Here is a 24,950-nt window from a genome sequence, read left to right on the forward strand (position 1 = left end):
AGTGAGTTGAGCGCTTTGATCGGCTTGGCCAATCGACAGGCGTAGTTCATCAAGAGGGTGTATCTGCGATGTGTCGTTGCGGCGGTGTTTTATGGGCGGGGTGTGTCAGGAGGCGGGCTGTATACACACTGATACACAGCCACCAAATATCCCCTGTGGGAGCGGGCAAGCCCTAATGCCAGTCAGTTAAGCCCTCTTGCCTTCTTTTTGGGATATTTGACTGGTCTGGGCTTGACCACTCGTGGATAACTTCGCTCTCGTCTGGCAGGCAGCATGAAGTGCTTAGCCTGGACTCTCAGTTCTGCCAGTCGTTTAGGGATCGTGCCTGGCGTTTCCAGCGGGCAGAAGCGCAGCGCATTGGTGACCGCTTGAGCCAGCCAGAGAAAACTCAAGCGCTGCGGCACCACCTTTATTTCTTCAGCCATCAAGCGCATTTCCTGACGGATCAGGTTGTAGGCCAACAGAGTTCCCCACAGTTCTTGGCGCACCAAATCAGGTTGTTTACTGCGTAATTGCTCCCCCTTAAGCAGGTTTTGCTTGATCTCGCGGTAACCCAATTCAATTTCCCAACGTTCGTTGTAGTGCCCCGCCACCCGATTGGCAGGGTAACGCTCGGCATCGATCAACGAGGTGAGATAACGGCGGGGTTTGTCGTCTATCGAATACTCAATCAGCCGTGCATGCCAATGGGTAGGAAGGTCTGGACGTTGCTTGAGCGCATCTCGGGATACAGCCAATCGCACGAGCCAATCACCGGCGCCCAACTCTTCGACTACCTCGTATTTAAGCGGTTTGCGTGCCCGCATGAGCCAATGCCGTTCGGTTCCACTGTGCTGCCAGTCGAGCAAGAGGGCTGCCGAGTAATAGGCACGGTCAAAAATCGTCACCGAGTGATCGCTTACCGCTTTCTCCAGACCTTTGGCATGGCGAAGTTCGCCGATAGCAAACTCGCCAAAACAGGCGGCCCGAATCAAGTGACTATAGGTATCCATCAGGCAAACACCGCGCACTTGTGGCCAGGCTCCGTCTCCCGAGTGAGTCCGCCCGCCACCGAAGGCTTGGCGGTTTTCTGGCGTGTCGGGGGTGGACCACACCACGCCGTCTACCGCAAAGCTGCGTAACCCTAAAAAGCCAGCCGAAGCGGGCTGCTCAGCGCCGCCCCATGACTCGGCCAATTGCTTGAACAGTGCGGCCAGCGGCTCTGCTCCAAGCCGTTGCCGGGCCTGGACTGCGGCGCTGGGCACAGGCACCTTGGCTTCGCCCAAAGCCAGTCCCAGCTGCTGCACAATGAGCCAAATCGGCTCGTTCTTGAACAAAGCCAACCCCACCACCAACCATACGATGCGCTCGGCCGGCAGGCGTCTGCGGCGCAGAGAAACCGTTCCGGTCGAGGCCAGCGCTTGCTCGATCCATAAAGGATCAATCAGTTGCGCAAGGCGCTCGAAAGAGATCGGATTGAGTTTGGTAACTTCTTGAAGGGCGTTTTGCAGGGACATGAAGCGGGCTCATAAAAACATAAGCCCGTTTCTATTACTGCTTGGCGGGCAAGTCAATTCCTTAACTGACTGGCATTAGGGCAAGCCCGCTCTCACAGGGGAATAGTGGTGAATGACGCTCCGGACAATTTCCTATACATTTTCCGGCCGCTCCCTGCATGGTGAAACCGCTTAATGTCTCTTGCGCTCGAACGTCTAGTCGCTGGTACGCCGATTCCTTTTGCCGGTAATCGTGTCACGGTCGTCAGCCCCGAACTGGCTGCGCGCTTTCAGCCCGGAGACCACCTGCTGGTGGAGCAGGTCAGCGGCGAATTGTTGCTGATTCCGGTGGCTGACCAGCAAGCGGCCAGCGTTGCGATCGAGCGTGCTGCGGTGGCGTTCAGCGCGATGTCGGCGGTGTCGGATCAAGCGATCAGCGCGTTCTTCGACCTGTTTGCCCAGCGCTTGGAAACCCCGCAGTGCTGGGATTTGATCGCAGCCGCCAACCTCGCCGACATCGAACGCGCCAAGGCCCGTGGGCGTTCCACCACGCGCTTGCTGGCGGATGAACGCATGCGCCGTGACATGATCGCCGGCCTGCGGGCCTGGCGGGATGCGCCGGCCTCACGCGGCAAGGTGCTCAGTTGCGTTGAGCATGACGGCTGGAAAGTCGAACAAGTGGTGTCGCCGCTGGGCATCGTCGCGTTTGTCTTCGAAGGCCGACCGAATGTGTTTGCCGACGCTGCCGGTGTCTTACGCACGGGCAACACCGCCGTGCTGCGCATTGGCAGCGATGCGTTGGGCACCGCCCAGGCCATCGTCACCCATGCGTTGAATCCGGCACTGAGCGATGCGGGGTTGCCGGTCGGCGCGGTGTCGCTGGTCGAAAGCGTCAACCACGCGGCCGGCTGGGCGATGTTCGCCGACCGACGACTGTCGCTGGCCGTGGCCCGGGGTTCGGGGCGTGCGGTCAGCCAATTGGGCAGCATCGCCCAACAGGCGGGTACCGCCGTCAGCCTGCACGGCACTGGTGGTGCCTGGCTGATCGCCGACAAGGACGCCGACGCAACTCGCTTCGCCGTCGTAGTGCGCAATTCTCTGGACCGCAAGGTCTGCAACACCTTGAACGTCTGCCTGATCCAGCGCGACCGCGCCTTTGAGCTGGTGCCGCTGTTTCTCGATGCGTTGCAACAGGCCGGCAGCGCACGGGGCCAGGGCTGCAAGCTGCATATTGTCGGAGGCAGCGAGCCGTATTTGCCGGATCAATGGTTGAGTGCGAGCGTTGAAGTGTACCGAGCGCAGGGCTATCAGACCGAGGCGATGGCCGAGCCGCTGCCTGAGGATCAATTGGGCCGCGAGTGGGAATGGGAAGAAACCCCGGAAGTCAGCCTGATGATCGTCAACGACCTGGACTGTGCCATTGCCTTGTTCAATCGCTACAGCCCGCAGTTCACGGTGTCGTTGATCAGTGAGGATGACGCTGCGCATGAGCGCTTCTACAACGCGGTCAACGCCCCGTTTGTCGGCAACGGCATCACGCGCTGGGTCGACGGCCAGTACGCACTGAACAAACCGGAACTGGGTCTTTCGAACTGGGAGAGCGGTCGACTGTTTGCTCGCAGCGCGATTCTCTCCGGAGACGGCGTGTTCACTGTTCGTAGTCGCATGACGCAGACCGATTTGTCAGTCAAACGCTAGGTATCCCGACCGCAGGCAAGGGGCACACTATAATTAAGGTGTTTGCTCCTTCGTTCTGAAAGAGGGATCCACCATGAAACTTCGTTCCTTCGAGCAGTATTCTCATCAACTGGAAGCGGTCGCTCACGATACATGGCTGACGACACGGGTTAAGTCGACACTGGCCATGGCCGAGCCCACCCTTGCCATGCATATTCACGTCAAGACCCATGCCGGCACGGTGGCCTTGAGTGGCCGGGTCAACACCCATCGGCAATGTGAAAAGATTGTTGCTGTGACCCGTACGGTTCAGGGCGTTCTCGACGTCGATGCCAGGGAATTACTGACTCACGTGTTTATGCCAGGCACTTATCCTGAACCGCCCAACGCCGAAGAAAGCGCTGAGCATCGGCCTCAATCGTCAAGCAAGCCGGACGACAAATGACCAGGGCGATCCTGTCCGCAGCGCTTCCGTGAAGCGGGAGCGCTGCACAGGTTCGCTGCTGGTCTCCAGCGCGTAGAAAAAGAGAGCGGTGTCATCTTGGTGTCACCTAACCCATGGCAGGATCCTCGCAAACCATCTTGAACGCTTCGCGGAACTCCCTCCGCAGGCCGATGAAATTGCCAGGAATTCCCGCCATGAAAGGAGACGCCTCCCTGTTTGCAGCCATTGATCTGGGCTCCAATGCGTTTCGCATGATGATTGGGCAGTCGGTCAAACGGAACCAGAAGTGGATGATCCACGAGGTGAAAACCCTGCGTGAACCTGTCCGTTTGTCGGAAGGTTTTCAGGGTGGTGCGCTGGACGAAATGGCGCTGGATCGTGGATGGCAGGCGTTGTCGCGATTCGGCAAGAAATTACGCGGCTTTGAAGCCGGCCGGGTGCGGGCGGTGGCGACCAGTGCCGTTCGCGAAGCCGACAATGCACAGCTGTTCCTGGCCAGCGCCGAGCGCCACCTCGGTTTTCGGATTGACGTCATCTCCGGGCACGAAGAGGCTCAATTGGTGTACGCCGGTGTGACCCACTCGATCCCCAGCCCGCAATGCATGCGACTGGTCGTGGACATCGGTGGCGGGTCCACCGAGTTGATTTTGGGGCAGGGCGCTCAGCCGCTGTTGACCGAAAGCATTGCCATCGGCAGCGGTACTTTTGGTGCGCGATATTTCTCCGGTGGCTGCATCACCGCCCCGGCGCTGCTGGAGGCGGAGCGCGTGGCCACGCAGCAATTTGAAACAGTGGCGCGGCGTTACCGTGCCCTGGGTTGGCAGCAAGCCATCGGCTCTTCGGGCACGGCACGAATGCTCGCCAAAGTGCTCAAGGCCAACGGGATGAATGACGACGGCGAAAGCGGTATCACCTACAGCGGTCTGCTGCGCCTGTCATTGCGCCTGCTGGAAGTGGGGCATGTCAAACAGCTCAAATTGTCCGGTTTGCAAAACCATCGCTTGAGCACCTTGCCGGGTGGCTTGGTGGTAATGCTGGCGGCGTTCAAGGTCTTTGGTATCTCGCATATGACGCCATCAGAGGCGGGATTGAGGTTCGGGGTCCTGCATGGCCTGATGGCCAGGCATTGAACCCCGCCCCCCTTTCTAGACACCGTCAACGAGGCGAGGCAACTCTAGTGGGTTTTCGTCTCGCAGCACCGCAGGCAGTAACGCTTGCGGAAAACCCTGGTAAGCCACCGGGCGCAAGAAACGTTCAATCGAAGTCATGCCGACCGACGTGAAGCGGCTGTCCGATGTTGCCGGAAAAGGCCCGCCGTGAACGGTGGCAAACGTCACTTCCTGCGGATGCGCGAAGGCGTTGACCACGATGCGTCCAGTGCGTCGTTCCAGCACGGGTAACAAGCGCTGTGCCAAGGGCAAATCCTCGTCCTCAAGGTGCATGGCCGCCGACAGTTGGCCTCGCAGCGAGCGTGCAACGGCAAGCATTTCAGTCTCATCCCTGACCTTCACTAGCAGCGCTGACGGGCCGAACACCTCTTCGGCCAGCAGCGTTGTACTCAGGAACTTCGCGCCGTCGACCTCCAGTAATGCGGATGCGCCATCCAACGCTGCACTGGCGGGCGAGCCTGCGGCAATGCGCCGGGCCCCGGTGTTCTCCATCAGGCCTAGATCGTTCACATACGAGGCGTGAATACTCGGTGTCAGCATCGGTCGCGCCGAGGCTTTGTTGACACGATTGATCATTGCGGCGCGCATCGCCTCACAGCCAGGCCCGTCGATGGCGATCAGCAGCGCGGGCTTGAGGCAGGCTTGCCCGACGTTGACCAGCATGCGCTCGACAAAGCCGCAAATGATCGCCACCCGGCTCAAGCGCCTGGAGGCTGACGGGTTGGTCCTCCGTCGCGCCTACAGCGAGCGGCCACCGCGTTACGAGTACCACCTCACGGCCAAAGGCGACGCTTTCTATTCCGTGGTGCTGGCACTGCGCGCGTGGGGGGAAACCTGGTGCAAGTCTGAGGAGGAGGGGCTGGCGGTCGTTTACACCCACGCCACCTGTCGTCAGCCTGCCGGGCTGGGCCCGTTGTGCGCACATTGCGGCGAACCGCTGCGTCGCGGGGAGCTGATCAGCACGCCCAGCGACGCCTACGCCGCTGAACGAAAAGCCCGGCGTGATGCTTTCAAGGGAGGTCGTGGGGCGGACCCAGTCGCGGCTCAGGACTCGTAACAGCCGGCGATTGCAGAAAAAAGGCGTTCCCGCACCGCAGTCGGGAACGCAGGGAAAGCCAACGGCTTTAGCTCAAATTGCCGCAGAAAATGTTTTGGTGACCATCGGCCGGATTTTCCCGCACCACCAAGGCATAGCCGCCGGCTCGAAGTGTCTCGACAGACACCGGTGCGCTTTTCCAGAAGTACTGCATCGATGCCATGGAATAGAACCGTGCATTCGGTCCGTCGTTCAGGTCATAGGCCGGTTTTGAACCAAGACTGGCGCAGCTTCCGGGATAGATGTAAGCCGACAAACGACCGGGCAATGCGCTGCCCATGGTTTCACCGCTGACGGCAAACCAGAACTCGGTCGTATTGCCTTTGGGCATCATGATGGGCCGGGCGATATTCCCGGCATTGACGGGCGTAGCGTGCAGAGGAACGTTGGTGATCTGACTGTCAGGCACCGTCGAGCACCCGCAGAGCCACCCAGCCGCCACCACCACCGACGCCAGCGAAGATACGATTTTCATCGTGAAACTCCCGCTTGTAAGGACGCGTTGAAGTGATCCCCCTGTCAATTTTAGCTGTCAGGGGACGGCGGACATTTCTTCGGACGGTCGGTCCTGGCGCACGGGTGTTGTATCGCAACGTATCTGCTGTGCCGACAGCCAACTAGGCATACAAAACCATGGGTTATGTGACACAAGCGGGATACGCCGCCCCCTCTAAATGAGCACACCGCATCGGCGGTCATATTGGAGAGTTGCGATGTCCCGTATCAATTCCCGCAACACCGCTGGCCGGCTCGGCATCGCCCTAGCCGCCGTGTCACTGGCTGCCTTCGCGAGTTTTTCGCAGGCTGCCGAGGCCAGCCATGAAGCGCAGCCTGGCAACAGCTGGCAGTCAGGTATCCACCGCACGGACCTGGTGCGCCAGGACCTGGAAGTCGCCGAACGTGAGGTGATCCAGGTTCGTGTCGATTTCGATGCCGGCGTGGCCTCGCCCAAACATTCGCATCCAGGGGTGGAAGTCGCCTACGTCATCGACGGCACGTTTGAGTATCAGCTGGAAGGCCGGCCACCGGTTACGCTCAAGGCCGGCGACTCGCTGTACATCCCCGCAGGCACGGCGCATGTGGCGAAGAATGTGGGTGGCGGCAAGGCGTCAGAGCTGGCGACGTACATTGTGAAGAAAGGCACGCCGCTGCTGGTGTTGGAGGAGTAATCAGTGTGGGAGCAAGCTCATTCCTTGGTAAAGCGGATTCAATCCCCCAGTTTGAACACGAGTGCCTTCAAGCCACACTCAACGTCCGCATCCGGAAACTCCGGCGGATTCTCCAGCCGCTGTTCAAAGCGCAGGCTCGGTGCTTCACGCATGACACCCTCGATGAGGAAGTCAGGCCCAAACGCCGGATCGTTCATGCAGGCCAACACCGTACCTTGCGGGCTGAGCAACTCCGGCAAACGACGCAACACGCGCTGGTAGTCCTTGGTCAGCAAAAAACTGCCTTTCTGAAAGGACGGCGGGTCGATGATCACCAGGTCATAAGGCCCCTTGCCGATCACCTTGCCCCAGGACTTGAACAGATCGTGGCCGAGAAAACTGACCTGGCTCAAGTCGTGCCCATTGAGTCGGTGATTGTCGCGCCCACGGCTCAGGGCCGGACTGGACATGTCCAGATTGACCACGTGCTCGGCGCCACCCTCGATGGCGGCGACCGAGAAGCCGCAGGTGTAGGCAAACAGGTTCAACACTCGCTTGCCCTGGGCATTGGCCCGCACCCAGTCGCGGCCGTAACGCATGTCGAGAAACAGGCCGGTGTTCTGTTTGCGGCCCAGGTCCACGCGATAACGCAAGCCACCCTCGGTGATGGTCATTTCCTCGATCACCTCGCCCAGCAGCCATTCGGTGGTGCTTTGCAACAGATAACGATGTTGCAGCAACAATGTATGCGCGCCGGATTGTGTCCACTCGGCTGACTGCGTGATCTGCATCAGCAGCCGTTTCAAATCCTCCAGCTGCGACGCTTCAGGCTCTTTGAACAGCGCGACCAGCACCACGCCTTGTAGCCAGTCGACGGTCAACTGCTCCAGCCCCGGCCAGCAGCGGCCACGACCGTGAAATAGCCGACGGGTTTCTGCAGGGGCCGCTGCCAGGGCCGTCAGCAGGTGGGCGTGGAGGGTGCAAAGCGCGTCTGAATTCATCGGGCAGGGTCGGCAATTTGAGGGGGCGGCATTTTAACCACAATTGCAGGGCAAGGCGTGTTGCAACGCGTCAGGAGTTATCACGTTTAATTTAACTTTACGTGAGGATTTGGCGATCTATCGGCTCCCATACTCGGCCCCAACGATCAACTGCAGGGCGCCGGACATGTCGCAGCTATCTGCTTCACCCACTGCCAATAGCCATCCTCGCTGGTTACGGCTGACCCATTGGCTGAACGCCCTGGCCGTGCTGGTCATGGTCACCAGCGGTTGGCGAATCTATAACGCCTCGCCGATTTATGACTTCAGCTTTCCCAAGTCGATCACGCTGGGCGGCTGGCTCGGCGGTGCACTGCAATGGCACTTCGCAGCGATGTGGTTTCTGGCCATCAACGGCCTGATTTATCTCGCTATCAACCTGTTCAGCGGTCGTCTGAAACGCCGTTTTCTACCCGTCTCGCCCCAAGGTGTCCTGCATGACCTGTGGGCCGCATTGAGCGGGCGGTTGAGCCATGCCGACCTGAGTCATTACAACCAGGTGCAACGGGTGGCATACCTGTTCGTCATGGTCGACATCACGCTGTTGGTGGTCTCCGGACTGGTGCTTTGGAAGTCCGTCCAGTTCCCGCTGTTGCGTGAAATGCTGGCGGGCTACGAAGGCGCGCGACGGGTGCATTTCTTCGCAATGTCGCTGCTGGTTGCTTTCGTTGCGGTGCATCTGGTGATGGTCGCTCTGGTTCCAAAAACGTTGTGGGCGATGATCGTCGGTCGCAAGGAGCGGGTATGAAAAAGCGCATCGACAGTTCCGGGCTGGACGAGTCATCGATCCTGACAGACGCCCGAAAAATACTCGCCCCGCAGATCACCGACCGCTCGCGTCGCTCGTTCCTGCTGCGTGGCCTGTCCCTCGGTGGTGTGGCGATGTTGTCCGGCTGCAATATCACCGATAACGAAAGCGTCGACACCGCGCTGTCCGCCATGTCCCGCTTCAACGACCGGGTGCAGGGCTGGCTGTTCAACCCCAACGCCATGGCACCGACCTATCCCGAATCGATGATCACCCGGCCATTCCCGTTCAACGCTTACTACGGCATCGACGAAGCGCCGACGGTGGAAGAGGAGAGTTACCGACTGGAAGTCACCGGCCTGGTCGCGGACAAGCGCAGTTGGCGGCTCGAAGAGTTGCGCGCCATGGCACAGTCCGAACAGATCACCCGGCACATCTGCGTTGAAGGCTGGAGCGCGATCGGCCGTTGGGGGGGCGTGCGGTTCAGTGATTTCCTCAAACGCGTTGGCGCCGACACCGATGCCAAATACGTCGGTTTCAAATGTGCAGACGATTACTACACCAGCATCGACATGGCCACTGCGCTGCATGCGCAAACCTTGCTGACGCTGACCTATGACGGCGCGGTGCTGCCTCGCCAGTACGGCTTCCCCATGAAGCTGCGCATGCCCACCAAGCTTGGCTACAAAAACCCCAAACACATTCAGGCAATTTTTGTCAGCAATACCTACAGCGGTGGCTACTGGGAAGACCAGGGTTACAACTGGTTCGGTGGCAGCTGACAGACACATTCACCACGCAGCCCACGCTGCGTTCATTCGCAACCTGTGCATCGAGGAGTTTGATCATGAAAAAGTTAGCCACCGCCGTACTGTCCATGTGCATCGCACTGGGTGCCGCAAGTGTTTTTGCTGCCGATACCACGAGCAGCGACAGCATGAGCAAGGACTCGATGTCCAAGGATGCCATGTCCAAAGACACCATGAAAAAAGACGCAACAATGAAAACGGATTCCATGGCCAAGGACACGATGAAGAAAGACAGCATGTCCAAAGATGCAATGTCCAAGGACAGCATGAGCAAAGACGCCATGAAAAAAGACGCCATGTCGCAGTAGTCCAATCCTTCCCGATCCCTGTGGGGAGCAAACTCGTTCCCACAGGTTTTACAGGGTATGACTTGAACTCATGCCCTCATGACTTTTAATGGTTACAGCCCCGCCAACCCCCAGTGTTAAAAAATCGCAAACCAGCTCATCAACAACAAAAAAGAGCGTTTGCAACCATGATTCATCATCACTGCCGCGTTTTCGCCAGCGACCTGCTGCGCTCTTCGAACCTCGACATTTGCCACGCCAGGCCCGCTGCCTGCGTGCGCTTCTGATCAACCCAAACTCCCTGAAGAGTAACGACTCATGAAAGAACTCGACCTGTACATCGGTGAAGGTTTCGAAGGCCCTGGCGTGAACGCCGCGCACATCAATATTCTGATTGGCCCGCGCAACGGCCCGGCCGGCCAGGCGTTTGCCAACAGCCTGGCATCGCCAAGCCAGGGTCACTGCCCGTTCATGGTGATCGCCCAGCCGAACATTCCGGTCAAGCCGATGACCCTTTACGTCAACAAAGCGGCGATCAGCAGCGACCTGCACGGCAACGCCACCTGGGGCGCGTCCCAGGCCGGTATCGCCAAGGCCGTGCTTGAAGCGCTGCTGGACGGCACCTTGCCGCCGGAAGCCGAAGACGAATGGGCCGTCGTGACGGCCAACTGGGTCAACCCGGCCTGCGATGACCTCGATGCGGTCTACCTGAACAACTACAACGCCTGCCGCACGGCGATTCGGGCCGCGCTGACCGGTAAACCGGAAACCGCGCAACTGGCGGATGTGGTCAATCACATCAGCAACCCTTTCTACACCCCAAAAGCCTGAGGTCCGCGCCATGCAATACATTCGATTGGGCAACTCCGGCCTGCAAGTCTCCCGCCTATGCCTGGGCACCATGAACATGGGCACCCCGGACTGGAAACCGTGGATCTTCGATGAGAAGAAAAGCGAGCCGATCGTTGCGCACGCGCTGGACAACGGCGTCAACTTCATCGACCTCGCGGACTTCTATTCCGCAGGCACAGGCGAAGAAGTGGTGGGGCGCATCGTCAAGCGCCTGGCCCGTCGTGAAGACCTGGTGATCACCACCAAAGTCGGTTACGGCACCCGCAACGGCATCAACGCCAGCGGCCATTCGCGCAAGCACATCATGGACAGCGTCGACGCCTCGCTGAAGCGCCTGAACATGGATTACGTCGATGTGTTCATGCTGCATTACTTCGATGTGAACACCCCGGTCGAAGAAACCATGAGCGCGATGAATGACATCGTGCGTTCCGGCAAGGCGCGCTACATCGGCGTCTCGACCATGCTCACCGGGCAACTGGCGAAAATTCTCATGGCCTGTGAGCGCAACGGTTGGGTCAAACCGATCAACATGCAGCTGCAACTGAACTGCGCCTACCGCGAAGAAGAGCGCGAGATGATCCCATTCTGTCGTGATCAAGGCCTGGGCGTCTCGGTGTTCAGCCCGCTGGCCCGCGGCTTGTTGACCGGCGACGTACAGTCGACCCGCAACCAGACCGACTTCTTCACTCAACAGATGTACAGCGATGAAGCCTCGTTTGAAATCGCTCATTCGGTGCAACGCGTGGCCCGCGCCCGCGGTGTTTCGAATGCGCAAATCGCCCAGGCGTGGGTGGCCAACCATCCGGGTGTGGATTGCATGCTGGTGGGCGCAGACACCACCGAGCAATTCGACAGTGCGCTGGCCGCGCTGGACACCCAGCTCGACGCTGAAGAACTGCACGAGCTGGAACGCAATTACACCCCGTGCGACGTGATCAACGATTACACCGCCGGCAAACGAATTTTGCGTTCGGCACGTCCAGGTCTGGAACGCTTCACCCTGACCGAGGCTGTGGCATGAGCGCGCTGATCCGCACGGGCAATTTCATCGACGGTCAATGGTCGTCCGGTGGTCCGACCTACCCGGTATTCAACCCGGCCAATGGCGAGTTGATCACCGAAGTACAACAGGCCGGCGCCCAAGAGACTCGCCTGGCCATTGACGCCGCCAACCGAGCGTTACCGGCGTGGCGCAAGCTCACCGCCAAGGAACGCAGCCAGAAGCTCAAGCGCTGGAGCGAGTTGATGCTGAGCAACCAGAAGGATCTGGCGACCTTGCTCAGCCGCGAACAAGGCAAGCCATTGGCCGAAGCCATGGGTGAAGTGGTGTACGCCGCAAGTTTTCTGGAGTGGTTTGCCGAAGAGGCCAAGCGCGCTTACGGCGACGTGATTCCAAGCCACAAGGCCGATGCGCGGATCATCGTGGTCAAAGAAGCCGTTGGCGTAGTTGCCGCGATCACGCCGTGGAACTTCCCGCTGGCCATGGTCACGCGCAAGGTCGGTCCAGCATTGGCCGCCGGCTGCACGATGATCCTCAAGCCTTCGGAAGAAACACCGCTGTCGGCCTTCGCCCTGGCGGTGTTGGCAGAGCAGGCCGGTATTCCGGCCGGCGTATTCAACATTGTGTCCGGTGATGCGGTGGCCATCGGTGGCGCGCTGCAAGCGTCCAGCATCGTGCGCAAACTGTCGTTCACCGGCTCCACGCGCACCGGCAAATTGCTGATGCGCCAGGCGGCGGACACGCTGAAAAAGGTCTCGCTGGAACTGGGTGGCAACGCGCCGTTCATTGTCTTCGATGATGCTGATCTGGACGCTGCGGTGAAAGGCGCCATGGCCTCTAAGTTCCGCAACACCGGACAGACCTGCGTTTGCGTTAACCGCTTCTTCATTCAGGACGGCGTCTACGAAGCCTTCACCGGCAAACTCGCGGAAGCCGTGGCGGCGATGCGCGTGGGCAGTGCGCTGGATGGTGAGACCGAGCAAGGCCCGCTGATCAACGCGGCGGCGCTGGCCAAGGTCGAACTGCACGTCAGCGATGCGCTGGAAAAGGGCGCCACACTGTTGTGCGGCGGTCGTCGTCATGCGCTCGGCGGCACGTTTTACGAGCCGACCATCCTCGCCGAAGCCAGCAGCGAAATGCTGATCGCGCAGGAAGAAACCTTCGGGCCGGTGGCAGCCTGCTTCCGATTCAAGGATGAAGCCGAAGTACTGCAACAGGCCAACGACACGCCGTTCGGCTTGTCGGCCTACTTCTACAGCCGCGACATCGGCCGCGTGTGGCGCATGGCCGAAGGCCTGGAAGCGGGCATGGTCGGTATCAACGAAGGGATCATTTCCACGGAAGTGGCACCGTTCGGCGGCATCAAGGAATCGGGCCTCGGTCGCGAGGGTTCGAAGTACGGTCTGGATGACTACCTGGAAATCAAATACTTGCTGATGGGCGGCCTCTAACCCCACCCCCCCAGCACAACCCCTTGTAGGAGTGAGCTGCTCGCGATCGCGGTGTGTCAGTCGAAGCCATATTGCCTGATACACCGCGATCGCGAGCAGGCTCACTCCTACACAAAAGCGATCGGTCTCATTTCTCCGTCAATAACAACAATTGGAGACGAATATGTCCGTACAACCGGTAAAAATCGACGACCTGCCCATCGGGCGCTTTCACCTGAAAATCGCCGGCCTGACCTTCGGCGCGCATTTCACCGACGGCTACATCCTCGGCCTGATCGGTATTGCATTCACTCTGCTGAGCCCGCAGATGCAGCTGGATGCATTCTGGCAGGGGTTGATCGGCGCTTCAGCCCTGATCGGCCTGTTCCTCGGCAGCCTGTTTTTCGGCTGGATCTCCGACAAGGTCGGCCGCCAGAAAATCTTCCTGGTCAGCTTTGTGCTGATTACTATCGCTTCGGTGATGCAGTTCTACGCCGAAACCGCCATGGGCCTGTTTTTGTGCCGGGTGCTGATCGGCATCGGGCTGGGCGGTGATTTCAGTGTCGGTCACGCCATGTTGGCCGAGTTTGCGCCGAAGAAGCATCGCGGCGTGTTGCTCGGTTCGTTCAGCGTGATCTGGACCTTTGGCTACGTCGCCGCCACGTTCGTCGGCACGGCCATGCTCAGCCTCGGTGATGACGCCTGGCGCTGGATGCTGGCCTCGTCCGCGATCCCGGCTGCACTGATTCTGATTGCGCGGATCGGTACGCCAGAGTCGCCACGTTGGCTGGTGAACCAGGGCCGCATTGCCGAAGCGCGAGCCATCGTCAAGAAACACTTGGGCGACAACGTCGAACTCGACGAAACCCAATCCACCGAAACCCGTTCCGGCTACGCGGTGCTGTTCAGTCGTGAATACCGCAAGCGTACCGCGTTCAATTGCCTGTTCTTCGTGTGCATCGTCATGCCGTACTTCGCCATCTACACCTTCCTGCCGTCGATTCTGCAGAAGATGGGCCTGGCGGAAGGCTTCGGCACTGAGCTGATGTTGAATATGCTACTGATCCTCGGCGCGCTGATCGGGATCTGGTGCACGATCAAATTCTCGCGCCGCGGGTTCTTGATCAACTCCTTCATCATCCTGGCCGTCGCGTTGTTCATGTTGGCGGTGTTGCCCAGCAGTGCAGCATTCTTGATGGTGCTGGTGTTCGGGCTGTTCACCCTGGTGTTGTCGGCGGTGAGTAACCTGGTGGGCGTGTTCCCGGCCGAGAGCTTCCCGACTGAAGTGCGGGCCAGCGGGATTGGCCTGGCCACGGCCGTAAGCCGGTTGGGTTCGGCGGTCAGCACATTCCTGTTGCCGGTCAGTGTGGCGGGAATTGGCTTGAGCCCGACGATGGGGATTCTGGCGGCGATTCTGGCACTGGGGGCGTTGCTGTCCTGGGCCTGGGCACCGGAAACCAAATCGCTGACATTGAGCCAGGCGTGCAAGGCGCAGAGCCCGGTGGAAGGTGGTGCAGCGGCGGCGGTTAAAGTGCCAGCCCCGATTTAAGAACCTACCGAAGATCCAAATGTAGGAGCGAGCTTGCTCGCGAAGGCGGCGGATCAGTCAATATTAATGGTGACTGACACTCCGCCTTCGCGGGCAAGCTCGCTCCTACATTAATATGAGGGTGTGTCAGGGATTACTGACCAACCCCAACCAATCCGTAAACAGCTGCACCTTCGACAACCCCTGTTTGTCGTTCGCCACATCCAGCCAATAGCCATACGGCCCGATCACTTCCACCGGGGTAATCGGCAGCAGGCTGCCATTGGCCAATTCCTTCTCGATCATCTGCCGATCAATCACCGCCAGCCCACCACCGGCGAGCGCGGTGTGGATCACCTGATCCAGCGTGCTGAATTCAAGTCCTTGCCCCGCATCGATATCGTCCCGCCCCATGGCTGCCAGCCAGTTTTCCCAGACTTTCAAGCGTTTGCCATCGTGGAGGATGTGCAGCAAAGGAAACTGCCGCAGATCCGGCGGCTGCCCCTCGCTAAACAACTCCGGACTGGCCACGGCGATGTGCCGCTCCATCACCAGCAGTTGGCTGCTGCAATGGCTGTCGGCTTCGAGCCCGAAGCGGATGTGGCAGTCGATTTCCGAGAGGCTGTCGTGCCCGGCCTGGTTGGTCACGCTCAGGCTGATGTCAGGGTAGCGCTGACAGAACACGCGCAAATGCGCCGACAACCAGCGCGTCGCCCAGGTTGGCGGTGCGAGGATTCTCAGGCGTTGGCGCAGGTTGGGCACGCGCACGGCTTGCAGGGCACGTTCAATGTGGTCGAAGGCTTCCGCCAGGTGCGGGGAGAGAGCAATGCCGGACTCGGTTAGCGACAAGCCCTGGGGCGTGCGCACGAACAGCGCGACGCCAAGGTAGTCCTCCAGTTGCTTGATCTGGCGACTGACCGCCCCTTGGGTGACGTTCAGGCCCAGCGCCGCCTGGCTGAAACTGCGATGGCGCGCGACCTCTTCGAAGACGCGCAGCATATTGAGCGAGGGCAGTTGACGCATCGAAGGTGGGCTCCGTACCGGCTTCGGTTGTGGTGAGCCGGTTTATTGTTTTTTCGGTGTGGTGATGAGTACCTATCTGACTATTGGCAACGGGCGGATGCAAGTGTTGTCTGCACTTACGCCTTCGCGGGCAAGCCCGCTCCCACAGTGGATTGCGATCTCCTGTGGGAGCGGGCTTGCCCGCGAAGGCGTCTTCAAGAATGCAAAAAATGCCGGATCAGAAGTAATACCCGACGTTCATATACACCTGATTCTCCCACTGATCACTCCCACCAGCCCCCAGGCTCTGGGTATAGCTGCTGCCCCCAATATACGGATCGTTCTTGCCAAACAACCACTCCGTGGCGACCCACAATTTATTCACTGAAAACGAGCTGCCCAGGATCATCCGTTCAGAGGTCTTGAACCCGCTTTCGGATTTGTCGAAGGCGCTGTAGTTGGCATACACCTTGACCCCGCTGACCTGATCGAACAGGTATTTGCCGGCCACGTCGTAACTGATGTCTGCGACGTACAGGTTGCCGCGACTGGCGACGTTGTACGTGCCGTCATAACCGCCGAAAGTGACCAGTTCATCGGTGCCGGGATTGCGCGGCGACATCTCTTGTCGCGCGGCCTGCAATTGCACGCCCCATGGGCCGTTTTTACCCATGTAATGCACGGCCCCGGCGTTGCGCCGGCCGTTGTCACCGGTGTCCTGGTTTTGAAGGGATGACGTTAGGCCGGAGAGACCGATTTCCGATTTCCACGGTCCCAGATCCAGGGCTTTGGCCACTCGCAGCACCACGGTGTTGCGCTCTTGGTTGTTGCTGCCGTCGGTGACGTAACTGTCGGCTTCGGACACAACGCTGGAGTAGGTAGCACCGTTGCTGGTGCCTTTGCCTTGCCACGCCGGACGCAGGTAGTAACCGGTCTGGATGTTCCAGTCGCCGATTTGCTGGATGTACTTGGCGCCGACTTCTTCCAGGTCTTCCACGCCGATGACGTTGCCCAGGGTTTCGAAGAAGGTGCTACCAAAATACGGCTGCAAACCGAAAGGCACCTGGTTCAGGCCGACCTGGACCTGTTGGTCCGGGTTGAACTTGTAGCCAATCCACGCCGCCTCGGCGAATTGGACGTCACCGACTTTGTCGGTGTACTGATACGGGTAGGCCCGACCGTAAAAACGGTACTTGGCTGCACCGATCCAGGTGTCGGAGTTGTACTTGGCCGAGAGGAAGGCCGTGTCGAAATTGAGTTTCTGAATGTCACGGTCGGGGTCATAGTCCCAACGCACACGAACCGCGCCGCCGAGGTCGAGGTTGTCGGTCACTTGCACGGCCATGGCAGGGGCCGCAAAGGTGCAAAGTAGAGCGATGTGCAACGGACAAAGGCGCAAAGAAGCAGAGAAGGGCATGGGCAGCTCTCGGTTATTTTTATATGAGATGCCGGCCAGTCTTGCGATGAACGGTGTGTTGAACAAACGATAAAAAATGCGCAGGAACCTTCCTCAGATGCATGTTACTGAGAAAATCCTGTAGGACAATCTCTGGCGGCCGTGGGATGCTTGGCCGATCAGATAACGTCTTCGAGTGCTTTACATGAAACGCAAAATGCCCGGTCTTAATGCCCTCAAGGCGTTTGAAGTGGCCGGCAGCACCGGTAGTTTTACCCGCGCCGCCGAATTGTTGAACGTGACCCAGAGCGCGGTCAGTCGCCAGGTTCGTCAGTTGGAGGAACAGCTCGGCGAAAGCCTGCTGGAGCGCCGTCACCATCACCTGGAACTGACCAGCGCCGGAAAAGTGCTATTGCGGGCGCTGCATCAATCCTTCGACAAAATCGAGCTGACGGTGCGCAGCATCCAGCAGAAAACCCATTCCAATCGCCTGCACGTCAACGCGCCGCCGACCTTTACCAATCGCTGGCTGATGCCGCGCCTGGGGCGCTTGCGGGAAAAGCACCCCGAGCTGGAGCTGAGCATCACCACGCGCTTGCAGGACAGTCTGGCGGAAACCAGCACCCTCGATTGTGCGATCCGTTTCGGCGATGGCGAATGGGACGGCCTGAACAGCTCGATGCTGATCCAGGAGCGGCACATCGCCGTGTGTGCGCCGACCTTGTATGCGCGCGAATGGAGCGAGCAGGGCATCGACCTCAATCGCCTGACGTTGCTGCATGTGCTGGCCCGTGAAGACCAGCGCTACCTGACCTGGAAACATTGGCTCGACGCCGCACGCATCACCGGGGTCGACACCCTGGGCGGCTATGAATTCGACTTGCTGGACCTGGCGATACGCGCGGCCATCGACGGCTTGGGCATCACCATCGCCGACTGGCACATGGTCGCCCCAGAACTGGCCAGCGGGCAGTTGACCCAGGTGCTCAACGTGCACGTGGATGGTCACCAGTCCTACTGGCTGGTGACCCGACCGGAGCAGACCCTGATGCCGCAATTGCAGGTGTTCAGTCAGTGGTTGCAGGAAGAAATCTGGTTGGCACAACGACAACTCGAGCCCTCGACCGCCGCCAACTAACCCCCCCAAACTCTGTAGGAGCGAGGCTTGCCCGCGAAGGCGTCAGCCCATTCCAACATCGATGTTGACTGACACGACGCCTTCGCGGGCAAGCCTCGCTCCTACAAGGGCAATAGGTAACCTGCATTTTTCGAATGTTTAGCCGCTCAATAAATCGTTTGTTCAACTCGCTCAGGATGCCAAGACTGGTCGAACTGGATAAAAACAACGATGGGCGATGCACATGCGACTCGAGCGAAATTTTGTTAACGGCCACTTCATCGAACCTGCCAGCGACGCGCTGATCGCAGTCTATAACCCGGCGACCGAAGCACTGGTCGGCCACGTCTCGGCGGCCTCCACCGCTGAAGCGGTCAACGCGGTTGAAGTGGCTGCCGCCGCGCAAAAGGTCTGGGGCAAACTCACCAGCATCGAGCGCGCCGAACACCTGCGTGCCTTCGCCGATGCCCTGGACACCTGCGCTGAAAACATCGGCGCCGCCCTGGCCGCCGAATCCGGCAAAAGCGTTGCCGATGCCAGCAACGAAGCCCGTTACGCCGCGCAGATCACCCGGTATCACGCCGAATGGGCCCGCCGTATTGAAGGCGAGATCATTCCCAGCGACACCCCGAACGAAAACCTGTTTCTGCACCGTGAAGCGATTGGCGTGGTCGCCTGCCTGATCCCATTCAACTACCCGGTCTATACGCTGCTGCGCAAAATCGCCCCAGCGCTGATTGCCGGTAACACCGTAGTGGTGCGCCCGAGCAATAACACGCCGACCTCGGCGTTTGAAATCGCCAAGGCTGTGCAGCAATCCGGATTGCCTGCCGGTGTGGTGAACATTTTGACCATGGACCACGCCACTGCCGCTGCCGTTTGCACCCATAAGGCGGTCGGCCTGATCACCCTGACCGGCAGCGTCAACGCCGGGCGTATCGTGCTCGACTACTGCAAGGCCAACATTGCCAAGCCATCGCTGGAGCTGGGCGGAAAAACCCCGGCGATCATCGAAGCCGACGCCGACCTTGAAGCGGCCGCGACCGCCATCGTCGCCTCGAAGACCACCCACTGCGGCCAGTTGTGCACGGCGGTGGAGCGGGTCTACGTGCAGGAAAGTGTCTACGACCAATTCCTCGCACTGCTCAAAAGCAAAATCAGCGCCGTGAAGTTCGGCGACCGTGCTACCGACGCCAGCCAGATGGGGCCGTTGGTCAACGCCAGTTCGCAGCAGAACATTCACGCCATGGTCGAACGCGCGATCGCCGACGGTGCTGTACTGGAAACCGGTGGTTTTATCCCGCAGGGCAAAGGTCATTTCTACCCGCCGACGCTGCTCAGCGGTTGCCGTCAGGACATGGAAATCATCCAGGAAGAGATCTTCGGCCCGGTGTTACCGGTGCTCAAGTACCGCGATATCGACGAAGCCCTGGCGATGGCCAACGACCATCAGTTCGGCCTGTCCTCGGTGCTGTACACCGAGAACTACCGCACCACGATGAAAGTCGCCAACGCCATCGAAGCCGGCGAACTGTACGTCAATCGCACCCCGGCCGACCCGTACCAGGGCTTCCACGCCGGCTGGAAACGTTCGGGCCTGGGCGGCGATGACGGCAAGCACGGCATGCTCGAATTCACCCAGACCCGTCTCGTGGTGATGAAGTACTGATCCAGCAGGCACACGCCTCACGCAGCACCCATAAAAACAATTAACAGGGCTGCCCGGACCACCGGGCAGCCAGAGGTCACCTAGATGTCCAAGCATGCATCCACTGCTGCCGCTGTTCAGGGTTCGAACGCGGGTATAAAAAGCCACAGTGACAAGGGAAGTCGCTATTTCCAATTGATGCTATTGGTACTGGCCGCCGGTGCGATTTACCCGATCCTGTACCTGCGTCAGGTCTACCAGACCACCATGCTCGACGTGTTCCAGATCAGCCACAGCGAGCTGGGTTATCTGTACTCGATGCTCGGTACGATTTTTCTGTTGTCATATCTGCCAAGCGGCTGGCTGGCCGACCGCATCGCCCCACGTTTCCTGATTTTCTTCTCGCTGGTCGCCACCGGTGCCTTGGGCCTGTGGTACTCCACCGCGCCATCGATGACCGGGTTGATGATCATCTTCGGTTGCTGGGGCCTGACCACGGGCCTGACGTTTTGGGCTTCAGTGCTCAAGCGCGTAAAAATGATTGCGCATCACACTGAACAAGGTCGCTTCTTCGGCATTCTCGATGGCGGTCGTGGCCTGGTTGAAGCGTTGCTGGCCACTGTCGCACTGGCGCTGTTTGCCTTCGCCACCGAAACTCGCGGCGAGTCGGCGGCAGAAGGCTTCAAACATGTGGTCTATCTCTATGCCTTCACCTGCATCGCCATCGGTTGCGTGCTGGTGTTGATCAAAGACCCCAAGTCGATGGACGACACCGCGCCGGTAGAGAAGGGCAAGTACAACCTGCTCAGCGACCTGACCACCCTGGTGAAAATCCCGGAGTTGTGGCTGGTGACGGCCATCGTGTTCTGCGGTTATCACATCTTTTGGGCCACCTACAGCTTCTCCGATTACCTGCAAGGCGGCGGCATGACCGCGGTCATGGCCGGCACCATCACCACCCTCAAGCTGTGGATGCGCCCGATTGGCGGGATAGGCGGTGGCTGGCTCGGTGACAAATTTTCGAACATCTCGGTGCTGATCGTGGCGCTGTTCTGCGCGACGTTGGCGATGGTCGGCCTGGTCGTGTTCCCGGCACTCAACAGCATGGGCCTGCTGATTGCTACGGTGATTTTCATCGGGCTGATGACCTACGCCATTCGCGGTTTGTACTGGGCGATCCTCGACACCTGCAACATTCCGCTGCGCATCACCGGTCTGGCCATTGGCATTGTCTCGGTGGTCGGTTACCTGCCGGACGCGTTCATTCCCTTGATCAACGGCTACCTCACTGAGCATTACCCGGGTGCCTTTGGTTACAAGCTGTATTTCAGCTACATCGCATTCGTCGGCCTGCTCGGGACCTTCGCGGCCCTGACCTTGCGCGCTCGTATCAATCGTAAATCTTTGAACAAGACTTCTTTGAATTAAACAGGTGCTTGAGATGAAAATCGTCGCCCTTGAAACCCATATCGTCGCCGTTCCGCCACCGCACATCGGTGGAATGTATTGGTTGTTCGTCAAAATCAAAACCGATTGCGGCATCGAAGGCGTGGGCGAAATCTACGCCGCGACCTTCGGCCCAAAAGCAATGCTGCCGATCATCGAAGACGTGTTCGAACGCTACCTCCTCAACCAGGACCCGCACCACATCGAACGCTTCTTCCGCCAGGCCTATTCGAGCGGTTTCACCCAGCGTCCGGACTTGACCATGATGGGCGTGGTCAGCGGTCTGGAAATGGCCTGCTGGGACATCATTGGCAAAGCGGCGAACAAGCCGGTCTATGAGTTGCTGGGCGGCAAGGTCCACGAACGCCTGCGCTCCTACACCTACCTCTATCCGGTGAACAGTAGGGGCGAGTACGACTACGACGACCCGGACCTGGCCGCCGAGTGCGCCATCGAGAACATGAACAAAGGCTTCACCGCCGTGAAGTTCGACCCGGCTGGGCCGTACACCGCGTATTCCGGGCACCAGATTTCCCTGGAAGTGCTGGAACGCTGCGAAACCTTCTGCCGCAAGATCCGCGAAGCGGTGGGCGACAAGTGCGACCTGCTGTTCGGTACCCACGGGCAAATGGTTCCGTCCTCGGCAATTCGCTTGGCCAAGCGCCTGGAGAAGTACGACCCGCTATGGTTCGAAGAACCGGTGCCGCCGGGGCAGGAAGACGCCATGGCGCAGGTCGCGGCCAAGACCTCGATTCCGATTGCCACGGGTGAGCGACTGACCACCAAGTACGAATTCTTCAAGCTGCTGCAAGCTGGCGGTGCGTCGATTTTGCAGATGAACGTTGCACGCTGCGGTGGTCTGCTGGAAGCGAAAAAGATCGCCAGCATGGCCGAAGCCTATTATGCGCAAATCGCCCCGCACCTCTACAACGGACCAATTGGCGCGGCGGCGAGTTTTCAGCTGGCAACCTGCACGCCGAACTTCCTGATCCAGGAAAGCATCATGACCTGGGGCGGGTTCCACGCCGAAGTCCTGACCAAGCCACTGCAATGGGAGGACGGTTACATCATCCCGTCCACCGAGCCAGGCCTGGGTGTGGAGCTGAACATGGACGTGGTGCGCAAACATTCGCCCTACACCGGCGAGCGCCTGCACCTGCAAATGGCGACGACCCCGGCGGACGTCAAAGACACATCGCCAGCCCGAGGTTGACAGGCCTGACGCGGTTCCTGTGGGAGCCAGCCTGCTGGCGATAGCGGTGGATCAGTCGACATTAATGTTGAATGTCAGGCCACCATCGCCAGCAGGCTGGCTCCCACAGGGGATCGCATCGTCCATCCGAATTTTGTACAACGACTTACGCGGTAACCCTGCATGACATACGACTACATCATCGCTGGCGCTGGCGCCGCAGGCTGCATCCTTGCCAACCGGCTGTCGGCCAGTGGCAAACATTCGGTGTTGTTACTGGAAGCGGGCGGCAAGGACAGTTCCTTGTGGTTCAAGATCCCGGTCGGATTCGCCAAAATGTATTACAACCCGACCTTCAACTGGATGTATTACAGCCAGCCACAAAAGCAATTGGGTGACCGCGAAATCTACGCACCTCGCGGCAAAGTACAGGGCGGTTCAGGCTCGATCAACGCGATGATTTACGTCCGTGGCCAGGCCCACGACTTTGACGATTGGGCGGTCAATGGCAATGAAGGCTGGGGCTTCAAGGACGTCCTGCCGTACTTCCGCAAGCTGGAAAACCATCCGCTGGGCGACAGTGAATACCACGGTGGCAGCGGCCCGATCAGCATCACGCCGATGAAGGGCCAGACCCATCCGATCTGCGATGTGTTCCTCAAGGGCTGCGACGAACTCGGCTACCCGCACAGCGACGATTTCAACGGGCCTAAATTCGAAGGCTCGGGTATTTACGACGTCAACACTAAAAATGGTCAGCGTTGCTCCAGCAGCTTTGCGCATTTGCACCCGGCGTTGAGCCGGCCGAACCTGACCGTTGAGCATTACGCCTTGGTGGATCGCGTGTTGTTCGATAAAGACCGCGCAACCGGGATTTCCATCACCCAGCACGGCGTGGTGCGGACCTTCACCGCCAACAAGGAAGTTATTCTTTGCGCCGGTGCCGTGGACACGCCAAAAATTCTGCAACTGTCCGGTGTCGCGGATCAGGCGCTGCTGGCCAAACACAAGATCCCGATGGTCAAGCATCTGCCGGCGGTAGGGCAAAACCTGCAGGATCATCTGTGCGCCAGCTATTACTACAAGGCCAATATTCCGACGCTCAACGATGAGCTGAGCTCGCTGTTCGGTCAGTTCAAACTGGGTCTGAAATACCTGTTCACCCGCAAGGGCGCGCTGGCGATGAGTGTCAATCAGGCCGGCGGGTTTTTCCGAGGCAATGAGCAGCAGACCAATCCGAATTTGCAGCTGTACTTCAACCCGCTGTCGTACCAGATCCCGAAAAACAACAAGGCCAGCCTCAAGCCGGAGCCGTACTCAGGCTTCCTGTTGTGCTTCAACCCGTGCCGGCCCACCAGTCGCGGGCACATCGAAATCGCTTCGAAAAACCCACGGGACGCAGCAAAGATCGACCCGAACTACCTGAGCACGCAAAAAGACGTCGAAGAGGTCATCCAGGGCAGCCGCTTGATGCGCAAAATCATGCAGGCACCGGCGCTCAAGGGCATCACCGTTGAAGAGGTGTTGCCGGGACCAGTCGTCGAAACCGACGAACAGATGTTGCAGTATTTCCGTGAAAACAGCGGTTCGATCTACCACCTGTGCGGGTCCTGCGCCATGGGGGCGGACGAGCAGAAGTCCGTGGTGGACAAGCGTTTGAAAGTCCATGGCCTTAAGGGATTGCGCATTGTCGATGCGTCGATTTTTCCTAACGTGACGTCCGGTAATACCCACGCGGCGGTGTTGATGGTGGCAGAGAAGGGCGCCGATCTGATTTTGCAGGACGCCTGATTTCGTCGCCTCTGTGTATCAAAAGTGAATTTCCGCCAAGACTGCTGCTCTTAATTGATAGACAGCGGATTTAACGCGCGAAAATCATGGGTGTATTCAGGGAGAGGCAAAATAATGGGGCCAGTATCGCCGGTGGGCACGAACGTTTCTGGCGGGTTGATTCTTGTGGTCGAAGACGACCCGCTGATCCTGGAATTTCTCTGCGAAATCCTCCAGGAAGAAGGGTTCGTGGTCCAGCCACAGACCAGCGCGGATGCCGCTTCAGCGTACCTGGAACAGCACTCTGATAATGTTCGCCTGTTGCTCACCGACATCACCATGCCGGGCACGCTCAATGGCGCTGACCTGGCCAATCACTTTGGCGACCGCTGGCCAGACAAGCCGATCATGATCATGTCTGGTTTTGAAATCCCACAAAGCTCCGGTGTGAGGCACTCAGTCTCGTTTATTAAAAAGCCCTGGGCGCTCGGTCAATTGCTGGACTGCGTCGAAGGCGCCTTGAAGTCCAAGCCTATTAGCTGAAACGTTAAGCTCTGCACGAAAACCCTTGAAATGCCGTGACGGGTAAAAATTCGACCTGGGATAAATGAGCGTTTTATGCAAAAAAATGACAGTGTTCGTATATATAGTAATTTGAACTGTCCAACTATA

At 59.1% G+C, this 24,950-nt stretch carries 22 protein-coding genes and 2 pseudogenes; 18 read left to right on the forward strand and 6 right to left on the reverse strand.

Going from position 1 to position 24,950, the window contains the following annotated elements; genetic code table 11:
- Nucleotides 1–182: 182 nt before the first annotated feature.
- A complete protein-coding gene (locus tag AC3ISI_RS11355) occupies nucleotides 183–1,496 on the reverse strand; it encodes an IS4 family transposase (RefSeq protein WP_489336474.1) in 1,314 nt (437 codons plus the stop codon).
- Between the two features lie 174 nt (nucleotides 1,497–1,670).
- Between AC3ISI_RS11355 and AC3ISI_RS11360 the strand changes: the two genes are divergently transcribed.
- The 3 genes from AC3ISI_RS11360 to AC3ISI_RS11370 all read left to right on the forward strand — a co-directional run bounded on the left by AC3ISI_RS11360 (nucleotide 1,671) and on the right by AC3ISI_RS11370 (nucleotide 4,727).
- Nucleotides 1,671–3,173: an aldehyde dehydrogenase family protein gene (locus AC3ISI_RS11360; RefSeq protein WP_489337015.1), complete on the forward strand. Its 1,503-nt coding sequence runs from the start codon at nucleotides 1,671–1,673 to the stop codon at nucleotides 3,171–3,173.
- A 73-nt stretch (nucleotides 3,174–3,246) separates the two neighbouring features.
- The gene (locus AC3ISI_RS11365) at nucleotides 3,247–3,597 is read left to right on the forward strand and encodes a BON domain-containing protein (RefSeq protein WP_489337016.1); all 351 of its coding nucleotides are present in this window, start codon (nucleotides 3,247–3,249) and stop codon (nucleotides 3,595–3,597) included.
- A gap of 194 nt (nucleotides 3,598–3,791) precedes the next feature.
- A complete protein-coding gene (locus tag AC3ISI_RS11370) occupies nucleotides 3,792–4,727 on the forward strand; it encodes a Ppx/GppA phosphatase family protein (RefSeq protein WP_489337019.1) in 936 nt (311 codons plus the stop codon).
- A gap of 15 nt (nucleotides 4,728–4,742) precedes the next feature.
- On the opposite strand, the pseudogene AC3ISI_RS11375 reads toward AC3ISI_RS11370, so the two are convergent.
- Nucleotides 4,743–5,444 (reverse strand): annotated as a pseudogene (locus AC3ISI_RS11375) (aldehyde dehydrogenase family protein); the annotation flags it as partial.
- Here AC3ISI_RS11375 and AC3ISI_RS11380 point away from each other — a divergent pair.
- A pseudogene (locus AC3ISI_RS11380) lies at nucleotides 5,443–5,823 on the forward strand (winged helix-turn-helix transcriptional regulator); the annotation flags it as partial. The pseudogenes AC3ISI_RS11375 and AC3ISI_RS11380 sit on opposite strands and share 2 nt — an antisense overlap.
- Before the next feature lie 67 nt (nucleotides 5,824–5,890).
- On the opposite strand, the gene AC3ISI_RS11385 reads toward AC3ISI_RS11380, so the two are convergent.
- Nucleotides 5,891–6,337, reverse strand: coding sequence for a hypothetical protein (locus tag AC3ISI_RS11385; protein ID WP_489337020.1), 447 nt, complete (start codon nucleotides 6,335–6,337; stop codon nucleotides 5,891–5,893).
- Between the two features lie 238 nt (nucleotides 6,338–6,575).
- Between AC3ISI_RS11385 and AC3ISI_RS11390 the strand changes: the two genes are divergently transcribed.
- On the forward strand, nucleotides 6,576–7,031 hold the full coding sequence (locus AC3ISI_RS11390) for a cupin domain-containing protein (protein ID WP_489337021.1): 456 nt from the start codon (nucleotides 6,576–6,578) through the stop codon (nucleotides 7,029–7,031).
- A 38-nt stretch (nucleotides 7,032–7,069) separates the two neighbouring features.
- Here AC3ISI_RS11390 and AC3ISI_RS11395 read toward each other — a convergent pair whose 3' ends face one another.
- Entirely contained in the window at nucleotides 7,070–8,011 is a 942-nt protein-coding gene (locus AC3ISI_RS11395) for a class I SAM-dependent methyltransferase (protein ID WP_489337023.1), read from the reverse strand.
- Between the two features lie 166 nt (nucleotides 8,012–8,177).
- On the opposite strand from AC3ISI_RS11395, the gene AC3ISI_RS11400 reads away from it, so the two are divergent.
- From AC3ISI_RS11400 to AC3ISI_RS11430, 7 genes are all read left to right on the forward strand, one after another.
- Complete coding sequence (locus AC3ISI_RS11400; protein ID WP_489337024.1) at nucleotides 8,178–8,798, forward strand: cytochrome b/b6 domain-containing protein; 621 nt, start codon at nucleotides 8,178–8,180, stop codon at nucleotides 8,796–8,798.
- Nucleotides 8,795–9,580 carry a molybdopterin-dependent oxidoreductase gene (locus AC3ISI_RS11405; RefSeq protein ID WP_489337025.1) on the forward strand — a complete coding sequence of 262 codons (786 nt, stop codon included), beginning with the start codon at nucleotides 8,795–8,797 and terminating at the stop codon, nucleotides 9,578–9,580. The genes AC3ISI_RS11400 and AC3ISI_RS11405 overlap by 4 nt, the downstream gene beginning before the upstream one ends.
- A gap of 65 nt (nucleotides 9,581–9,645) precedes the next feature.
- A complete protein-coding gene (locus AC3ISI_RS11410; protein WP_489337026.1) occupies nucleotides 9,646–9,915 on the forward strand; it encodes a pentapeptide MXKDX repeat protein in 270 nt (89 codons plus the stop codon).
- Nucleotides 9,916–10,212: 297 nt separating this feature from the next.
- A complete protein-coding gene (gene fae / locus AC3ISI_RS11415; RefSeq protein ID WP_489337027.1) occupies nucleotides 10,213–10,725 on the forward strand; it encodes a formaldehyde-activating enzyme in 513 nt (170 codons plus the stop codon).
- 10 nt (nucleotides 10,726–10,735) lie between these two features.
- Entirely contained in the window at nucleotides 10,736–11,770 is a 1,035-nt protein-coding gene (locus tag AC3ISI_RS11420; RefSeq protein WP_489337029.1) for an aldo/keto reductase, read from the forward strand.
- Nucleotides 11,767–13,200, forward strand: coding sequence for an NAD-dependent succinate-semialdehyde dehydrogenase (locus AC3ISI_RS11425; protein ID WP_489337030.1), 1,434 nt, complete (start codon nucleotides 11,767–11,769; stop codon nucleotides 13,198–13,200). Before AC3ISI_RS11420 ends, AC3ISI_RS11425 begins: the two co-directional genes overlap by 4 nt.
- A gap of 163 nt (nucleotides 13,201–13,363) precedes the next feature.
- Nucleotides 13,364–14,728 carry an MFS transporter gene (locus AC3ISI_RS11430; RefSeq protein ID WP_489337031.1) on the forward strand — a complete coding sequence of 455 codons (1,365 nt, stop codon included), beginning with the start codon at nucleotides 13,364–13,366 and terminating at the stop codon, nucleotides 14,726–14,728.
- Between the two features lie 126 nt (nucleotides 14,729–14,854).
- On the opposite strand, the gene AC3ISI_RS11435 is transcribed toward AC3ISI_RS11430, so the two are convergent.
- Nucleotides 14,855–15,730, reverse strand: a complete 876-nt coding sequence (locus AC3ISI_RS11435) for a LysR substrate-binding domain-containing protein (protein WP_489337032.1) — start codon at nucleotides 15,728–15,730, stop codon at nucleotides 14,855–14,857.
- A gap of 217 nt (nucleotides 15,731–15,947) precedes the next feature.
- Nucleotides 15,948–17,126, reverse strand: a complete 1,179-nt coding sequence (locus AC3ISI_RS11440; RefSeq protein ID WP_489337034.1) for a hypothetical protein — start codon at nucleotides 17,124–17,126, stop codon at nucleotides 15,948–15,950.
- Between the two features lie 184 nt (nucleotides 17,127–17,310).
- Here AC3ISI_RS11440 and AC3ISI_RS11445 point away from each other — a divergent pair, with 184 nt between their 5' ends.
- The 6 genes from AC3ISI_RS11445 to AC3ISI_RS11470 all read left to right on the forward strand — a co-directional run bounded on the left by AC3ISI_RS11445 (nucleotide 17,311) and on the right by AC3ISI_RS11470 (nucleotide 24,821).
- Nucleotides 17,311–18,243 (forward strand): LysR substrate-binding domain-containing protein, encoded by a 933-nt coding sequence (locus tag AC3ISI_RS11445; RefSeq protein WP_489337036.1) that lies wholly within the window; start codon nucleotides 17,311–17,313, stop codon nucleotides 18,241–18,243.
- A 223-nt stretch (nucleotides 18,244–18,466) separates the two neighbouring features.
- The gene (gene aldA / locus AC3ISI_RS11450; protein ID WP_489337696.1) at nucleotides 18,467–19,891 is read left to right on the forward strand and encodes an aldehyde dehydrogenase; all 1,425 of its coding nucleotides are present in this window, start codon (nucleotides 18,467–18,469) and stop codon (nucleotides 19,889–19,891) included.
- Between the two features lie 84 nt (nucleotides 19,892–19,975).
- Nucleotides 19,976–21,298 carry an MFS transporter gene (locus tag AC3ISI_RS11455; protein WP_489337037.1) on the forward strand — a complete coding sequence of 441 codons (1,323 nt, stop codon included), beginning with the start codon at nucleotides 19,976–19,978 and terminating at the stop codon, nucleotides 21,296–21,298.
- Nucleotides 21,299–21,311: 13 nt separating this feature from the next.
- Nucleotides 21,312–22,529, forward strand: coding sequence for a mandelate racemase/muconate lactonizing enzyme family protein (locus tag AC3ISI_RS11460; protein ID WP_489337038.1), 1,218 nt, complete (start codon nucleotides 21,312–21,314; stop codon nucleotides 22,527–22,529).
- A gap of 162 nt (nucleotides 22,530–22,691) precedes the next feature.
- Entirely contained in the window at nucleotides 22,692–24,299 is a 1,608-nt protein-coding gene (locus AC3ISI_RS11465) for a GMC family oxidoreductase (RefSeq protein WP_489337040.1), read from the forward strand.
- Nucleotides 24,300–24,413: 114 nt separating this feature from the next.
- Nucleotides 24,414–24,821 carry a response regulator gene (locus AC3ISI_RS11470; protein WP_489337042.1) on the forward strand — a complete coding sequence of 136 codons (408 nt, stop codon included), beginning with the start codon at nucleotides 24,414–24,416 and terminating at the stop codon, nucleotides 24,819–24,821.
- Nucleotides 24,822–24,950 lie beyond the last annotated feature (129 nt).

The sequence above is a fragment of the Pseudomonas sp. GL_139_B genome (assembly GCF_057834475.1).

Excerpts from the sequence above, each read along its gene's own strand:
- AC3ISI_RS11355 (WP_489336474.1), bottom strand. The coding sequence starts at position 1,496 with ATGTCCCTGCAAAACGCCCTTCAAGAAGTTACCAAACTCAATCCGATC.
- AC3ISI_RS11360 (WP_489337015.1), top strand. The coding sequence starts at position 1,671 with ATGTCTCTTGCGCTCGAACGTCTAGTCGCTGGTACGCCGATTCCTTTT.
- AC3ISI_RS11365 (WP_489337016.1), top strand. The coding sequence starts at position 3,247 with ATGAAACTTCGTTCCTTCGAGCAGTATTCTCATCAACTGGAAGCGGTC.
- AC3ISI_RS11370 (WP_489337019.1), top strand. The coding sequence starts at position 3,792 with ATGAAAGGAGACGCCTCCCTGTTTGCAGCCATTGATCTGGGCTCCAAT.
- AC3ISI_RS11385 (WP_489337020.1), bottom strand. The coding sequence starts at position 6,337 with ATGAAAATCGTATCTTCGCTGGCGTCGGTGGTGGTGGCGGCTGGGTGG.
- AC3ISI_RS11390 (WP_489337021.1), top strand. The coding sequence starts at position 6,576 with ATGTCCCGTATCAATTCCCGCAACACCGCTGGCCGGCTCGGCATCGCC.
- AC3ISI_RS11395 (WP_489337023.1), bottom strand. The coding sequence starts at position 8,011 with ATGAATTCAGACGCGCTTTGCACCCTCCACGCCCACCTGCTGACGGCC.
- AC3ISI_RS11400 (WP_489337024.1), top strand. The coding sequence starts at position 8,178 with ATGTCGCAGCTATCTGCTTCACCCACTGCCAATAGCCATCCTCGCTGG.
- AC3ISI_RS11405 (WP_489337025.1), top strand. The coding sequence starts at position 8,795 with ATGAAAAAGCGCATCGACAGTTCCGGGCTGGACGAGTCATCGATCCTG.
- AC3ISI_RS11410 (WP_489337026.1), top strand. The coding sequence starts at position 9,646 with ATGAAAAAGTTAGCCACCGCCGTACTGTCCATGTGCATCGCACTGGGT.
- fae (WP_489337027.1), top strand. The coding sequence starts at position 10,213 with ATGAAAGAACTCGACCTGTACATCGGTGAAGGTTTCGAAGGCCCTGGC.
- AC3ISI_RS11420 (WP_489337029.1), top strand. The coding sequence starts at position 10,736 with ATGCAATACATTCGATTGGGCAACTCCGGCCTGCAAGTCTCCCGCCTA.
- AC3ISI_RS11425 (WP_489337030.1), top strand. The coding sequence starts at position 11,767 with ATGAGCGCGCTGATCCGCACGGGCAATTTCATCGACGGTCAATGGTCG.
- AC3ISI_RS11430 (WP_489337031.1), top strand. The coding sequence starts at position 13,364 with ATGTCCGTACAACCGGTAAAAATCGACGACCTGCCCATCGGGCGCTTT.
- AC3ISI_RS11435 (WP_489337032.1), bottom strand. The coding sequence starts at position 15,730 with ATGCGTCAACTGCCCTCGCTCAATATGCTGCGCGTCTTCGAAGAGGTC.
- AC3ISI_RS11440 (WP_489337034.1), bottom strand. The coding sequence starts at position 17,126 with ATGCCCTTCTCTGCTTCTTTGCGCCTTTGTCCGTTGCACATCGCTCTA.
- AC3ISI_RS11445 (WP_489337036.1), top strand. The coding sequence starts at position 17,311 with ATGAAACGCAAAATGCCCGGTCTTAATGCCCTCAAGGCGTTTGAAGTG.
- aldA (WP_489337696.1), top strand. The coding sequence starts at position 18,467 with ATGCGACTCGAGCGAAATTTTGTTAACGGCCACTTCATCGAACCTGCC.
- AC3ISI_RS11455 (WP_489337037.1), top strand. The coding sequence starts at position 19,976 with ATGTCCAAGCATGCATCCACTGCTGCCGCTGTTCAGGGTTCGAACGCG.
- AC3ISI_RS11460 (WP_489337038.1), top strand. The coding sequence starts at position 21,312 with ATGAAAATCGTCGCCCTTGAAACCCATATCGTCGCCGTTCCGCCACCG.
- AC3ISI_RS11465 (WP_489337040.1), top strand. The coding sequence starts at position 22,692 with ATGACATACGACTACATCATCGCTGGCGCTGGCGCCGCAGGCTGCATC.
- AC3ISI_RS11470 (WP_489337042.1), top strand. The coding sequence starts at position 24,414 with ATGGGGCCAGTATCGCCGGTGGGCACGAACGTTTCTGGCGGGTTGATT.